Source organism: Leptospira langatensis, assembly GCF_004770615.1.
Classification (GTDB): domain Bacteria; phylum Spirochaetota; class Leptospiria; order Leptospirales; family Leptospiraceae; genus Leptospira_B; species Leptospira_B langatensis.
The window spans coordinates 714157-728700 of sequence record NZ_RQER01000004.1 but is presented as its reverse complement, the minus strand read 5'-3'; the positions used below and the strand labels follow the sequence as shown (position 1 = coordinate 728700).

Annotated in this window: 15 protein-coding genes; 11 read left to right on the top strand and 4 right to left on the bottom strand. The window is 43.8% G+C overall.

What is annotated here, in order from left to right:
• Window positions 1-6 precede the first annotated feature (6 nt).
• From EHO57_RS07555 to EHO57_RS07540, 4 genes are read left to right on the top strand one after another with little or no spacing between them, the layout of a single operon-like run.
• On the top strand, window positions 7-510 hold the full coding sequence (locus EHO57_RS07555; protein WP_135644373.1) for a hypothetical protein: 504 nt from the start codon (window positions 7-9) through the stop codon (window positions 508-510).
• Window positions 507-1250: an SDR family NAD(P)-dependent oxidoreductase gene (locus EHO57_RS07550; RefSeq protein WP_135644371.1), complete on the top strand. Its 744-nt coding sequence runs from the start codon at window positions 507-509 to the stop codon at window positions 1248-1250. The genes EHO57_RS07555 and EHO57_RS07550 overlap by 4 nt, the downstream gene beginning before the upstream one ends.
• Window positions 1247-1864 (top strand): L-threonylcarbamoyladenylate synthase, encoded by a 618-nt coding sequence (locus EHO57_RS07545; RefSeq protein ID WP_135644369.1) that lies wholly within the window; start codon window positions 1247-1249, stop codon window positions 1862-1864. Before EHO57_RS07550 ends, EHO57_RS07545 begins: the two co-directional genes overlap by 4 nt.
• Window positions 1865-1884: 20 nt before the next feature.
• Complete coding sequence (locus EHO57_RS07540) at window positions 1885-2874, top strand: aldo/keto reductase (RefSeq protein ID WP_135644367.1); 990 nt, start codon at window positions 1885-1887, stop codon at window positions 2872-2874.
• A gap of 4 nt (window positions 2875-2878) precedes the next feature.
• Here EHO57_RS07540 and EHO57_RS07535 read toward each other — a convergent pair whose 3' ends face one another.
• Entirely contained in the window at window positions 2879-3241 is a 363-nt protein-coding gene (locus EHO57_RS07535) for an arsenate reductase family protein (protein WP_135644365.1), read from the bottom strand.
• 128 nt (window positions 3242-3369) lie between these two features.
• Here EHO57_RS07535 and fliG point away from each other — a divergent pair, with 128 nt between their 5' ends.
• The 6 genes from fliG (at window position 3370) to EHO57_RS07505 (ending at window position 9679) form a co-directional block, all read left to right on the top strand.
• On the top strand, window positions 3370-4383 hold the full coding sequence (gene fliG / locus EHO57_RS07530; RefSeq protein WP_008589915.1) for a flagellar motor switch protein FliG: 1014 nt from the start codon (window positions 3370-3372) through the stop codon (window positions 4381-4383).
• A gap of 232 nt (window positions 4384-4615) precedes the next feature.
• The gene (locus tag EHO57_RS07525) at window positions 4616-6595 is read left to right on the top strand and encodes an adenylate/guanylate cyclase domain-containing protein (protein ID WP_135645436.1); all 1980 of its coding nucleotides are present in this window, start codon (window positions 4616-4618) and stop codon (window positions 6593-6595) included.
• A 142-nt stretch (window positions 6596-6737) separates the two neighbouring features.
• Window positions 6738-7241, top strand: coding sequence for a hypothetical protein (locus EHO57_RS07520; RefSeq protein ID WP_135644363.1), 504 nt, complete (start codon window positions 6738-6740; stop codon window positions 7239-7241).
• The gene (locus tag EHO57_RS07515) at window positions 7238-8446 is read left to right on the top strand and encodes an LIC10025 family lipoprotein (RefSeq protein WP_135644361.1); all 1209 of its coding nucleotides are present in this window, start codon (window positions 7238-7240) and stop codon (window positions 8444-8446) included. Before EHO57_RS07520 ends, EHO57_RS07515 begins: the two co-directional genes overlap by 4 nt.
• Before the next feature lie 148 nt (window positions 8447-8594).
• A complete protein-coding gene (locus tag EHO57_RS07510; protein WP_167882264.1) occupies window positions 8595-9308 on the top strand; it encodes a urate hydroxylase PuuD in 714 nt (237 codons plus the stop codon).
• Window positions 9308-9679: a c-type cytochrome gene (locus EHO57_RS07505; protein ID WP_135644357.1), complete on the top strand. Its 372-nt coding sequence runs from the start codon at window positions 9308-9310 to the stop codon at window positions 9677-9679. Before EHO57_RS07510 ends, EHO57_RS07505 begins: the two co-directional genes overlap by 1 nt.
• Window positions 9680-9727: 48 nt before the next feature.
• On the opposite strand, the gene EHO57_RS07500 is transcribed toward EHO57_RS07505, so the two are convergent.
• From EHO57_RS07500 to EHO57_RS07490, 3 genes are read right to left on the bottom strand one after another with little or no spacing between them, the layout of a single operon-like run.
• A complete protein-coding gene (locus tag EHO57_RS07500; RefSeq protein WP_135644355.1) occupies window positions 9728-10573 on the bottom strand; it encodes an inositol monophosphatase family protein in 846 nt (281 codons plus the stop codon).
• 9 nt (window positions 10574-10582) lie between these two features.
• Window positions 10583-11533: an LIC_10030 family protein gene (locus EHO57_RS07495; RefSeq protein ID WP_135644353.1), complete on the bottom strand. Its 951-nt coding sequence runs from the start codon at window positions 11531-11533 to the stop codon at window positions 10583-10585.
• Window positions 11530-13509 (bottom strand): beta-galactosidase, encoded by a 1980-nt coding sequence (locus tag EHO57_RS07490; protein ID WP_135645434.1) that lies wholly within the window; start codon window positions 13507-13509, stop codon window positions 11530-11532. Before EHO57_RS07490 ends, EHO57_RS07495 begins: the two co-directional genes overlap by 4 nt.
• 170 nt (window positions 13510-13679) lie before the next feature.
• Between EHO57_RS07490 and EHO57_RS07485 the strand changes: the two genes are divergently transcribed.
• A complete protein-coding gene (locus EHO57_RS07485) occupies window positions 13680-14537 on the top strand; it encodes an Hsp33 family molecular chaperone HslO (protein WP_135644352.1) in 858 nt (285 codons plus the stop codon).
• Window positions 14538-14544: the final 7 nt, after the last annotated feature.

Here is a 14544-nt window from a genome sequence, read left to right as displayed (position 1 = left end):
GAGAATATGAAATTATATAAAGTGCTTCTTCTTCTATCCATTCTGTTCTTGGGCTCTTGTAGAGGATTCAATCTTCAAAACTTCAAAAAAAACACGATCAAGGCCACTTGCAATTGGTTGGATCTATTTTGCGATCAGATGGTAGTCGTTCCGGATCTGTCTGATTGTGATCCTTTTCACGAAGAATACGACGGCTATTCCCATTATATAGACAGAGACGTATTAAAAAACGATTATAAGATCGAAGAAGAAGCAAAGAAGGAAAAAGAGCCTGAGGATCCTACGGAACCTTCTCCTAAGAAGAAAGAAAAGATCAAGGCTAGGAATACCGACTACGGCAACAATATGAGAATAGATTCTAAGAAGCTATTCGAGAGATACGATATCTCCGCAGGCAGAAGGTCGGACAAGGATAAAGCAAAGCATCCATGTGGCGTTCTGAGAGACGGAGGCAAACCTAAAGTGTATTATTCAGATCCGAATACAAAATCGAACGGGAGGGAATTTTGAAGAACGTATTTGATTTAAGCGGCAAAACAGTATTGGTCACGGGTGCAACTCGAGGCATAGGAAGACAGATCGCACAAGGCTTTTTAGACGCAGGAGCAATTGTTTATGGAACGGGCTCTTCTGCCGAGTCCATCAAACGTTTAGAAGGGACAGGCATTGAAGCCTTTGCAGCGGACATCCGTCAAATCGGTTCCATGGATCCGATCATCGAATCTATCGGAAAGAAGCATGGAAAGTTAGATGTTCTGGTGAATAACGCGGGCGTAGCCACCAATCTTCCTGCGGCATTTTTTAAGGAAGACGATATCCAAAATGTTACACAAACGAATTTTGTCGGCGTTTTTAGATCCTGCCAGGCGTATTACAAGATCCAAAAGAAAAAAGGTGGGAACATTATCAATATCGCCTCAGTCTTAGGACTAGCCGGAACGAAATTCGCCTCCGTGTATTGTGGGACCAAAGGAGCTGTGATCAATATGACTCGGGCTCTTGCGGTAGAATGGGCGGGATCCGGATATAGAGTTAACGCAATCTGTCCCGGGTTTATAGACACCGATATGACGGATATGATCAAGGAAAGACCGGAAGTGTTACAACAAATGCAAGCTCGGATCCCTTTAGCAAGATTAGGAAAACCGGAAGATCTAGCCGGGGCTGCAATCTTCTTAGCATCCAATGCGGCAGCGTACGTAACAGGACAAGCCATAGTGGTGGATGGAGGTGTTACCTCAGGTATATGATCCTTGAACTACACCCCCAGAATCCGGAGAAGAGGATACTCGGGCAAATCTCAAAACGATTGTCCGAGGGAGGGGTGTATATATTTCCAACCGATACCGTATACGCTTTGGTGGCGGACTCTCAATCCCATACAGGAGTTGAAAAGCTTTATAAACTAAAGAATATTTCCAAGAACCAACCTCTCTCCTTGCTTTGCGGAGATATTTCTACTGCTTCAAATTATATGGAGCAACTCTCTAATGAAGCATTTCGTTTGATGAAGCGGATCACGCCTGGACCTTTCACGTTCGTGGTTAAGGCAAATAAGCATCTACCTAGGGTTTCCTTTTCAAACCAGAAGGAAAAGAATATAGGGATTCGGATCCCGGACTCTAAATATCTATTGGCTCTACTAGAGATCCATCCAAATCCTCTTACCTCAACTTCCGTTTTCTTTAAGGATGAGTTCGTCATCGATGTGGATCGCATAGAGGAAGAATACGGAAGTCGAGTGGATGGGATCGTAGACGGCGGTATTTTGGAATTGGAGCTTTCTACTATCTTGGATTGCACCGATGACGGCATCTCCATTCTCAGAGAAGGAAAGGGAATGGAACGTATTAGTAATTTATAAAGTATTTTTAGGGAGGCTTTATGCAAAAAAGACAATTGGGAAAGATCGGTCCGCTGGTTTCGAGCCAAGGACTGGGTTGTATGGGGATGTCCGATTTTTACGGACCCAGGGAGGACTCCGAATCCATAGAGACAATCCATCGGGCCTTGGATCTAGGCATTAATTTCTTCGATACCTCGGACATGTATGGTCCTCATACGAATGAGATTCTTGTAGGAAAGGCCTTGAAAGGTAAAAGAGACCAAGTAGTGATCGCTACTAAGTTTGGTATTGTGAGAGATCCGAACGATCCGACTAAAAGAGGGTATAATAGCAAGCCTGCATATATCAAGGAAGCCTGTGAAGGCAGCTTGAAACGATTAGGAATAGAACAAATCGATCTGTATTACCAACACAGAGTAGATCCGGACACTCCGATCGAAGAGACAATCGGGGCAATGGCACAACTTGTGAAAGAAGGAAAGGTAAAATACCTGGGACTTTCCGAGGCAGGTGTAGAAACGATCCGAAGAGCTCACAAGGTGCATCCGATCAGTGCATTGCAAACGGAGTATTCTCTTTGGACGAGAGATCCGGAAGATGGGATCTTGCAGACTTGTAGAGAACTTGGAATTGGATTCGTTGCTTACAGTCCTTTGGGCCGTGGGTTCCTAACTGGACAGATCCAGAAATTCGAGGATCTGGATGAGAGTGACTTCAGAAGATTTTCTCCCCGTTTCCAAGGAGAGAACTTCCAAAAGAATATGGAACTAGTGGACAAGATCAAGGAGATCGCAAAGGAAAAATCGGTGACTCCGGGACAGTTGGCTCTTGCTTGGGTTCTGGCTCAAGGAGATGATATAGTTCCCATTCCTGGTACCAAGAGACGTTCTTATTTGGAAGAGAATGCGAAAGGAAGCGAGGTTCGCTTAACAAAAGAAGACTTGAACAGGATCGATTCTGTGGCTCCGAAAGGAGCGGCTCATGGGCTACGTTATCCGGCAGCCGCTATGAGCTCCTTAGGTCGATAAGATCCTATTTTTTAGGCAAGGTGGCCTTCCATTCTTCTTCTTTGAAGCCGACTAGGCCGAAACCTTCTCCAAGAACGAAGGGCCGCTTTACTAAGTTCCCGTTTTGGGACAAAAGCTCAAACTGTTCGTCTAAACTCATTTTAGCCAGTTTGTCCTTGAGTCCCAATTCTTTGTAATCTCCGCCGGATGTATTGAACAGCCTCTTGGAATCCCCACCTAAATAGCTGAGCATTTTCTTAAGCTCGGCCTTTGTGGGAGGGGTTTCCCGGATTGCCTTCTTCTCGAATTCTATTTTTTTAGAGTCTAGGTATTTGAGAGCATTTCGGCAAGTGCTACAGTTCTTATATTCGTAAACTTTCAGTTTCAAGGTAGGATCTCCTACAGAATGGGTCCAGATTAGGATTTTATGTCGTGTTTGCAAGCGGGAAGCGGAGAAAAAACTTTACCTTGAAAATTGGGGTTTTTGCCGATAATATCTCGTAGGACGCGCTCACTGTGCTGAATAAGAAGACTAGTCTAACCGGAAGACAAAAAGCGGCCATCTTTCTGATTGCCGTAGGATCCGACGTATCCTCTGAGATCTTTAAACATTTACGAGAAGATGAGATCGAACAGATCACCTTCGAGATCGCTCGTTTAGATAAGATCACTCCGGAAGATAAGGAGAAGGTCCTTGTAGAATTCAACGAGCTTATGATGGCTCAGGAATTCATCTCGAACGGAGGTATAGACTTCGCTCGGGGACTTCTCGAGAAAGCACTCGGTAACCAAAAAGCGATCGATATTATCAATCGACTGACCTCGAGTTTACAGGTTCGTCCGTTCGACTTTATCCGTAGAACTGACCCTCAGCACTTATTGAACTTTATCCAGAACGAGCACCCTCAGACAATCGCATTAATTTTATCTTATCTAGATCCTCAAAAGGCATCTAGTATTCTTTCCGGGCTACCTCATACGATCCAAGCAGAGGTAGCAAAACGGATCGCAACCATGGACCGGGTTTCGCCTGACGTTCTTCGAGAAGTGGAACGGGTCTTGGAAAGGAAACTTTCCACACTCGCGAGCGAGGACTATACCTCTGCCGGTGGTATCGACTCCGTTGTGGAGATCCTCAACTTGGTGGACCGTGGAACAGAGAAGACAATCATCGAAGCTCTTGAAGAAGAAGATCCGGAACTTGCGGAAGAGATCAAGAAACGGATGTTCGTATTCGAGGATATCGTTCTACTTGATGACCGCGCGATACAGAAAGTATTGCGAGAAGTGGATAACTCCGACCTAGCAAAAGCGTTGAAGTCGGTGGATACCGAAGTGCAAGAGAAGATCTTTAAGAACATGTCGAAACGTGCTGCGAACCTTCTTCGAGAAGATATGGACTTTATGGGTCCGATCAGGATTAAGGACGTGGAAGACGCTCAGCAAAAAATCGTTAACATCATACGTAAACTGGAAGAGTCCGGAGACATTGTGGTCGCACGTGCCGGCGAAGACGAACTAGTAATGTGAGCTCTTACAGATTTTGGACCTTCTTCGATCCAGACGATTCGTATTCTTTCTATGCGCGGCCTTACTGTTTCTACAGTCAGGCTGTTTGCAGGAAGATACAACCGAAAGGAAGATAGATCTTTCCGAGTTAAAATGGAAGGGACGTTTAGTCCCAAGTAGATCGGAAAGTCCAGATCCAAAACAGGAACTTAAGAACAAAAAGCAACCCCATACAGAAGAAGAATGGATCGATATGCCTCCGATCCCTTGGCTCTTCAATACTATCTTTAAGATCCCACAGAGAAGCGGACTCCACCAAGTAGATGTGAAGTCTGAATTTCATCTAAACAAAGACGATCAACTCTTAAAAGTTCCTGCCGGGCTGTACTTCCCGGATATCGGAGAAAATTGGAAGATAGAATTAAACGGTATCGTCATTCGAGAGGAATGGTATCCAATCAAAGAAGATTCCTTAAGCGTAAACCGTTCTTTAAAAGGTTTAGTCGTTCCGATCAATAACGGGATCCTGAAACCGGGAAAGAACGAGATCAAGATCCAATTCCTAGGAGAAGCGGATAGCAACCCGTTCAAACCGAACGATCATTTCGGTTTTTATCATACTAAGAATTTTCGCCTTTCGTCTTTGGAAGGGATCTATAACTCCACATCGGAATATTTTGATATTTTTCTATTCGGAATATATTTCATATTCGGATTCTATCATGTTCTTTTCTTTGTTACTAGAAAACAGGATATTTATTATCTATACTTTGGGCTTTTTTCTCTTCTTTCCTCCGTTTACTTTTATCTAACTACCTATCATCTATATAATACATACATAAACTATCCAGGCGGCCCCGATACCGAATTCTTCTTTAGAGGAGAGATCTCCGCGCTTATTCCGATCGTTCCTATCTTTATGCTGTTTGCGAAAGATTTTTTCTATCAGAAGGATGGAAAATTTTGGATGATACGGATCTTCTGTGGGTTGAGCTTTGTCTCTCTTCTTGCGAACTGGCTTTTACCGTTTGAGTATGTGCTTCCTAATCTGTTGGTATATCAAGTTCTCCTTCTTTTGATGCTTTTGTATGTGATCTTGTTCTCGATCAATTCCATTCGCCAAAGAAAGCCTGATTCTGTGAAGCTTGCGATCGGCATAGGTATATGCGGGATATTCGGTCTTTGGGATACCTTGGACGCCATGACTAAGATCGTTGGATTTCATTATCCGTTCTTCAAGATCTCATTTTCCGTTTTCATTTTGGTGATCATCAGCCTTCTGGTTTCTCGCTATGTAAGTTTATATAAGCAATCGCAGGCATTGAACCAAGAGATCTCAAAGCAAAGAGATGCGTTCTACAGGTTCGTCCCTTCCGAATTCATTTCAATTTTGGACCGAGAAAGTCCTGTGGAGATCAAGATCGGAGATTCCAAGGAGAAGACCATGTCTGTCTTCTTCGCCGACCTTAGAGGTTATACTACGGTTTCCGAGAAGTTGAGTCCTGATGAGAATATAAAGTACCTGAATAGATACTTCTCCGCATTCGAAGACATTATCTTTAAGAATGCAGGATTTGTGGATAAGTACATAGGCGATGCGATCATGGCATTGTTCTCCGATCATAGTGAAAGAGCGGAGAAGGATAACTTCAATTCAGCGGACAACGCATTGCAATCCGCAATCGATATGGTGCGTCATGTCCATTCCTTGAACGATGGAATAGGTATAGGGGCCGATCTGGGTATCGGAGTGAATACTGGACCTTTGATCTTGGGAACCGTCGGTAGTGAAAGAAGGATCGATACCACCGTGGTAGGAGATACGGTGAACCTGTCTTCTAGAGTGCAGAGCCTTTCTGGTTTTTACAAGACTAAGATCCTAGTCACTCATCATACTTTTCTAAGATTGAATCTGCTCTCGGAGATCCGAGCCAGAGAGATCGACACAGTTATCGTAAAAGGAAAGACACAGCCTGTGATCTTGTACGAGATCTTTGAAGCGGATCCACCGGAAATGGCAGACCAAAAGGATCAGACAAAGAGTAAACTCAGCGAAGGGATTACTTTATACAAGGCGGGTCAATTTAAGAGCGCATTTTCTATTTTCAAAGAACTATATAAGCAGAACCCATCAGACAATATTGTAAGATTGTATGCTAAGCGAACTAAATTGGTCTTGAACCAACTCCCTTCCGGTGACTGGGATGGGATCTTTAGATTGCACAGAAAATAAACTCCCTCCTTTCCTCTTAATTCTCAGAATTTACATAATATTTGTGGAACATGTAATCTATTCAGATGTCTTATCTGGATAATAAATAGTTGCCAAGACTTCTTACGAAGGATTAAGATCTGGTTTCTAGAAAGTGATGAGAATGAAGAAAAGAACTTTGGTTTTCTTGTATTTACTTTTGCCTGCTCTTCTCTTCTCGGATTCCCAGGTTACTCTTCCTCGCTTCCAACTTCAGGATCAAAAAGGGGTGGCTTTTAGCTCCAGTTCCGTGAAGGGAAATACGTATTTTCTATTGGGCTGCGGATTCAGAGACATCGTCTTATGCAGAAAACACGGAAGAAAGATCTATTGGAAGATGCAAACTCTATTGAAAGACGAGGACAAAGTGATCTTCTCCGCGTACTTAGATCTGAAGAATGCTCCTCAAACTGTTTTCGATTATATCTTACAAGAGAAGGATAAGGATTACGAGAGTATTCTCTTGGATAAGCAAGGAATTCTTTCTCTAGGTTTAGTCGGAGGGAAATCATACCTAAGGGTGTATTCTCCTAAAGGAAGTCTTCTTCATTCGGAGTACTTCCAAACTGTGGACGATGCTAAAGTATTGGAGCTTTTCGAGTTCGTAAAAAAAGGAAGAAGGAAATGAATCGAAAGAAGAGAATTTATTCATATCTGGTTTTAATCATTAGTTCTCATTCCTTCCTAAATTGCGTGCATAAGAATCCGCACGCTGCGGAATATTTCGAGAAATACTTTCTATACCAAGACGTTATCCAGAAGGAATTTAAGGAAGATTCTACTAAGAATGTCCTCTCCGGCAATCCTGACAAGGAAGCGAGAGAAAAGTTCTACAAGAAGGACGATCATTTGATCCTGGGCTTCCATCTTTCGGAAAATGGCAACGGCTATAAAAAGGAACTAGCGGCTTCGGCTTTTACGGTCAGTCCCGGAAATCCGTATTCTATCTATGTCGATGCTCAGGAGAACGAGTTTCATTCCAAGAAAACGTTCAAGATCAAAAGAACTGTAGAAATGATCTCTCCCGAAACCAGTGTCTTCGATATGTTTCCGATGATAGACGGCACGATCCATCATTTGAAGACTGCGGATGCAAAGAGCGTATCCGATTATTCGGAACTACAAAGATTCCTGTGCAGTAATTTCGAATGCAGTATCCGAAGAGAAGACGGGGTCACTTTTTTAACCTATACTTTGTCCGAGAGCATGAAGGAAAAATTCCCGATCATGTATAAAAAGTGGCACAAGAGGCTAAAGCAACTTACATTTCGATTCCAGTTATTCCAGCCCGGAGGTTTTTCAAAGGGTTTAGAATTCTATAACGAAGGACAAAATATTATATTAGGAATTCCTGATTCTCATAGAGGATATTGGTCCTCGCCGAAAACATTGCATCTACGGAGTTACGTTTACTTGAGTGTCTATGGCCTGAAGATAGACGTTCGAGGACTTGGTTATACATTCAAATTCCATAGAACCGGGAATACGGATATCGTGACCGGGGAGTTTACCAAGATGCCAGAAACGAATATAGGCGGTAGGTTTCTCTCCATTCTTCCTCCCAGTGCGATCAGCTTATTCGTTCCTAGCGATCTAGACGAATATTTCGAAGATATGTTCGAATTACTCGTGAACGGTTCCGACGGCAAGGGAGGAAATCGATTTGAAACGAGGACCAAGAGAAACGGAAGTCGGACCAAAGTAGTGCTAACTGCGAGTTCGGAAATTTTCAGAGATAGATTTCTTCCTTTCAAATCCCAAGACGAAGATGATGAGCCTGCTTTCTCTACGGAACTCGGAAATGCATTAGTGAAAGACTTAAGAGGAAAATGATCCTACTAACTTCAAGTAAACTTGAAGTTTGCAAAACGATTTTAGAAACTTTCTAAAACTGCTTGACTTAGCTCCTTCAACAAATAATTCTAATTGGGTTCGGCGTTATGCGCCGGAACTTTATTCTAGAACTGTGTGCGGAGGAATCATGGAATTCACCCTCTTTACTACTCAGACGGGTCTCTACTTCTTAGTTAAGTACATCCACTTTTTAGCGGGAATCACTTGGATCGGGTTATTGTATTATCTGAATTTTGTTCAAGGTCCTTTCTTTGCTGAAACCGACGCGGAAACGAAAAAGAACGCCACTCAAAAACTACTACCTCGTGTACTTTGGTGGTTCCGATGGGGAGCAATGTTCACCTTCCTTTCCGGTATTACTATGATCGCTCTTGCAGTGGGACCTCTTGGATACCCTCATAACTCTCAGTGGGTTGTGGTAATCCTTGTGGGCGCTCTTTTCGGGATCATCATGTGGGCAAACGTATGGTTTGTCATTTGGCCGAATCAAAAAGTTGTGATCGCAAAAGCAAAAGGAGAGACCACTGTGGATCCTGCTCCGAATGCAAACAGAGCGTTTGTAGCTTCTAGAACCAACGTATTGCTTTCTATCCCTATGTTATTCGCTATGGGAGCGGCTCGCAACCTTCCTCTGGCGTATAGCCCGGACGGATTGAGAGTGTTCTTAGGAATTATCGCTGTGATCGCTCTTCTTATCGAAGTGAATGCATTGACTGCGGACCAAAACGGGCCGACTATCAAGCCGATCAAAACGATCAAAGGAGTCATTACAAGCGGAGTTATCCTCGCTCTATTGACTTACATTCTGATGGAAGTTCTCTTAACGGCAAAAGCGGCTTAATGAGATCTCAAAGAATCACTCTAAATGAGAGAAGGAAAAGCGGTATTCACCGCTTTTCTTTTTTAGGTGTAGTAGCGCTCTTCTTCTTACTTCAATTCGTGATGAACTGCAAGCCGGAGAAACAACTTTCTCCTCAGGCAGAAGAGGGAAAGAGCATCTATATGGCGAACTGCATTGCTTGTCATAATGTGAATCCTAAGATTGACGGAGCCGTCGGGCCTTCCGTTGCAAATTCTTCTTTTGCATTATTAGAAGCGAGAATGAAAGGAGAATATCCTCCCGGCTATACTCCGAAACGCCCGAGTGCGGCGATGACCCGTTTCAATTTCAACGAGTCTCAATTGAAGTCTTTGGAAGAATTTCTGAAGTAATAGGAACTTTGCTTCGACGAGAGGATTTACTCTCGCCGGAGTTTCTTCTTAGTTTCGTCCGATTGAGATCCGAACGTTTCTCAAGATATCGATGATCTGTTTGTGGATCTTTCCGTTAGAAGCGACTACTTCCGCCTGACCGGATAAGAAGTGCTTTCCTTGAAAGTCGGTTAATTTTCCACCGGCTTCCGTTAGAATGACCGAGCTCGCGACCGTATCCCAGAGCTTTACACCCTTCTCCCAGATCCCGTCCAGAACACCTTCTGCAACCCAACAAGTATCTAGAACAAAGGAACCGGTCCTTCTCATGGAACGTCCGCAGCTGATGAATGCGGTGATATCAGAAATGACTTCGTTTAATATTTCCTTTCTGTTCGTAGGAAAACTGGATACGAGAAGGGAACGAGCAAGAGCGTCCGTATTAGAGACATCTATCCTGAGCCCATTCTTGAAGGCTCCCTGACTAAGAATGGCAGAGTAACGTGTGTCCAATTCCGGAGCGAATACGACTCCTGCTACAGGTGTCTCCCTATGTTCTAAACCCACCGATACACAATAGAGAGGGATCCCTCTTACAAAATTCATGGAACCGTCTATCGGGTCCAAGACCCAACGAAAGGAATTGTTTCCTTCGTAGCGAAAGTAATCCTCAGAGATAATGGAATCGTTCGGAAAGTTTTGACGGATAAAGTCGATCAGGAATTTTCCCATCAACTCGTCTGCTTTGGTGATCCTTTCTTTCTCTTCGGAGTCGCTGATGATGCCGAAGACTCGGATTTCTTTTTGGAGCTTTCTTGCGGACTCTAGAATGAGTCCGGATACGGATTGTACGGACTTGACTCGCTTTTTCACTTCTTCGAGCGGGAAGTCAATGGGTGGTGCTAACGATTCCATATGCGGGTCTTATGTCCTTTCCTCCCGCAATATCTTCCAGGCCATGTTTCCGGATGGGGAAATGGTTCTTTCCGCCTTATGAGAGCGGAGCCAAGCAAAGAAGAAGTTTCGGGCCGATTCTTCTAAGGTCATGCTGTCCGGTCTTAACAAAAGATCAACTACTTGGTGAAACGAAATAAAATCCTTTGCAATGCTCTCGAGGGAAGGATCCAAGAAGCGGGCGGTCAAAGTAAGATATTCCACAGCGATCGGAGCAAAAATCTTTCCCAAGGTCCAATCCCCGGAAGTGATGCCAAGTGTTTCATGGATGATCGCGATTTGCTTGGAATAGTCCACTTCGTCGAAGATCTCGGAATAGGTATGCCTAACTCCCTCGGTTGCCTCTCTGGAGATCTGCACCATAAAGTCGGATTCCTGGTACTTCTTCGGACTAAAATCAATGACCGCACCTTCGTGCACCTTAAGGGAATCCAAAGGGACAACTCGGACGGAAAAATACACTCTCTTGGTATAAACGGACATTGTCTTTCCCTGAGAGGCCGGCTGAAAGATCTCTTCCTTATTTGCACCTCCAAGATGCATCAAATGAAAGCTGGTCACGATCGCATAGGGGGGAAGTTTGTCCTGCCAGATATCGGGAGAGTTCTCTCTAAAGATCTCGCCTTCCGTGTAAAACGGCTTTATTAGAAAAAGACGATCTATGTCCCTCTTAGGTCTTGGTTCGGGAAGCACCAAACAGTTAGCGACTAACTCGGGAGCCAAATGAAGAAGGGACTTTAAAAACGACTCTGCAGCCGGGAACTCTATCTCGAAGACGGAGGTAGAAGGAAGGATATAGTTTTCCTCGAATTCCAAGAAGGAAGTATGAAGATTATCCACATACAAGGATGCCGGTTCGTTCTTAGTTTTGGTCCCGGTCTGTAAAAGCTTATTTAATTCTTTTATCTCATTAAGCTTCATTTTTTATTTTTGGGTAAGATCCTAACTTCGAAGGGCTTCAATAATTTGAATCCAGCCAGACTCTTCTTTCCGGAATGATTGATATAGATCTCGTAATCCTTAGACTTTCCTTTTCGAAAGGTCTTCTCCACGTTTGGCCCGTAAAATTGGAACGGTATTCCGGCTAACCTTAGGACCCTTCTGTACAAAAGCATAAGAGAGACGGGGCTCAAACTAGATCCTATGTATACGACAAAACCTTTTCCGAATTTATTGCAGGTGATTACAGGTTTTCCTTTATAGAATTTATTTTTATCCGTATATCTTGCCCAGACCTTGGCTGTCGTAGGCTCCAAAATCTCGCAGATCTTAGAACAGGTCCCTGGTAACACTCTAAATCTAAATTTAACCTCTCGGTTGGAAACAGCCTCGAATTTGCGCACTCTTACTCCTGCCATCTCGGAGAATGGTCCCGGGATCTGGGAGTCCAACATCCAGGAGTTTTTGTCCTTGGCTCCGGCCCGATAACCTAAGACTAACGTTCCTCCCTTCTTCACAAACTCTCTCAGTCTTTCTACGATCGTATCATCTATCATAGAATAGAGGGGAAGGACCAATACTTTGTACTTGCTAAAGTCAGTTCTAGAAATAGGAGAGAAATGAGTATTGACGTTCAAGATATTCATACCTGAGAACCAGGTGGCCATCTCGATATCATAGCCTACTTCGGCGAAGGGAACCGGATTGTACTTTAAACCGGAAGAAACAGGTTGGTGTTTGAAATTCCTTGAGTTCTCGATATCGTGAAGAAGAGCGACATCGGCCGGAAATTCTTCAGAGGCAAAGTCTTCTGCCTGAGGAAGGATTTCCGAGATCCCTTTTTGCAATTCGAAATATCTTTCTGTAAGAGCCTTGTCGTGATCCAAGATCCCATAGCACAATTGCTCCTGCCCGTATCTTGCAGTCCTGTATCTAAAGAATACGATCTGATCCGAACCTTGTACGATTGCTTGCTTCATCCAAAGTTTGATCTGACCTGGAGCGGGAAGATATCCGAGTAGATCGTGGCCTTGAAAACCAGAGATCTGTTCCATCACTGTGAAGGATTGGTTCTTTAAGCCGCGATTGTACTGATGCATTGCCGAAATAAACGGATGAGGAAAAGGTTCTGCCTGATCTCCCCAAGTCGGATAATTGTCCCAAGACACGTAGTCTAAATGAGTAAACAACTCAGACATATCGATTACCGGAAGAAATGGGCTCGGATACAAATTTGTGGTCAATTTTCTTCCGGGAGAATGTTTTCGTAGGATCTCCGTTTGGAGTCGGACGAAATCCACTACGGTATCCGAATGGAATCTGTAAAAGTCCTGGATCATAGAAGGATTGTATCCCGCGCTCACGTGAGGACCAGGGATTGGGATCTCATTCCAATCGTTAAACATCACTCCCCAGAAAACATTTCCCCAGGTTTCGTTTAGCTTACCAACTGTCTTGTACTTGTTCTTAAGCCAGACTCGAAACGCTTTCAGAGAAGTATCGGAATGATCTATGTCGGAACCTTCGTGACCGATCTCATTGTCTACTTGCCAACCTATGACTGCAGGATGTTTGCCCAAGGCCTGTGCCATCTTGGTCACCACTCGAACGACTGCCTTTCGATAATTGGGAGAAGAAAAACATGCCTGACGTCTGGTGCCTATACCCCTAAGCACACCATCTCTCACTTGAAGAATGTCAGGATACTTCTTGGCTAACCAAGGAGGAAAGGTTGCGGTAGGAGTTCCTAGTATCGCATCCATCTTATGTTTGTGAAACAGATCTAGGATCTTCTGCCAAAAGGAAAAATCAAAGCGACCCTCTTTTGGCTCTACGAGTGCCCAAGAGAATTCGGCTAAACGAACTCGGGTCAAACCCATGTCTTTCATGATGCGAATGTCTTCTTCCCAATCTTTAGAAGTCCATTGTTCGGGATAATAGTCCGCTCCGAAAATCATCGGGTCCTCTCTGAAAAATAAAGTAGGACGATCTTTCATGAAGCAGGCGATCTTTCCAGAAAGAAAACCGCGAAATACGATCGGATTCGGGAAAAAATACTGTCTTTTCGATACGATTCGGAGAGAATAGATAGGAACTCATCCTACAAAGGTCGGGAAGCCTAAGCTTCATGCAAAACCAAGATACATATTATTATGGGATCCTTCCCGACGTTCATTTTCGTTTTTCCAGTGCGGAAATTTCTTATGCGGTAACTGCTGCATCTAACTTGCACGGTTTCGATGATGCAGGTACGGAACTTCTTGCTAGGACTATGCTTTCCGCATTCTTCTTAGCGGACTTAGTAAAGGAAGAAACCAAGCTTAGCGTTCAGATCCGTTTCTACGATAATTCGGAGATCCATTCCGTACTTGCTTATAGTACAAGAGACGGAAGAATGAAGGCAACACTCCGACATCGTCCCGAAGAGGATATTGAATCCGGACCGATCTCCGAAGAGAATATAGGCATTTTAAAGGTTTTTCGTTGGAAGAACGGAGAATGTATTTATCAATCCATTGTTCCTTTCAGGAATCTTAGCTTTGAAGAGAATATCGAGAATTATCTAAGAGATTCGGAGCAAGTCCCTTCTTTTCTGATCGCGTATGTGAAGTTGGACGGATTGCATTGGAGAGTAAAAGGGATCTTATTGCAAGCATTGCCCGAAGCAAAACAAGAGCATATAGACGCAGTAAGGGAATGGGCCGGCGACCTGGAAGCCAAGAAGAATCAGGTCTTTGACAAGACTGTGTCCGAGGCTTTGGCTGAACTACAAGTGCTTTGGAATACTAAACTCGACATTCTGGAAGAAGGTAGGCCCGAGTACAGATGCGATTGCTCCGAAGAGAAGATCAAAGAACTCATACAGAACCTAGGAAAAGAGGAAGCTATGGATATCGCAGAAGAACAGGGCCAGATAGAGGTCACCTGTGAGTTTTGCAATTCTATCTATAGATTTCCTAAGGACAGGGTCCTAGAGTTATTTTAGACGGCGG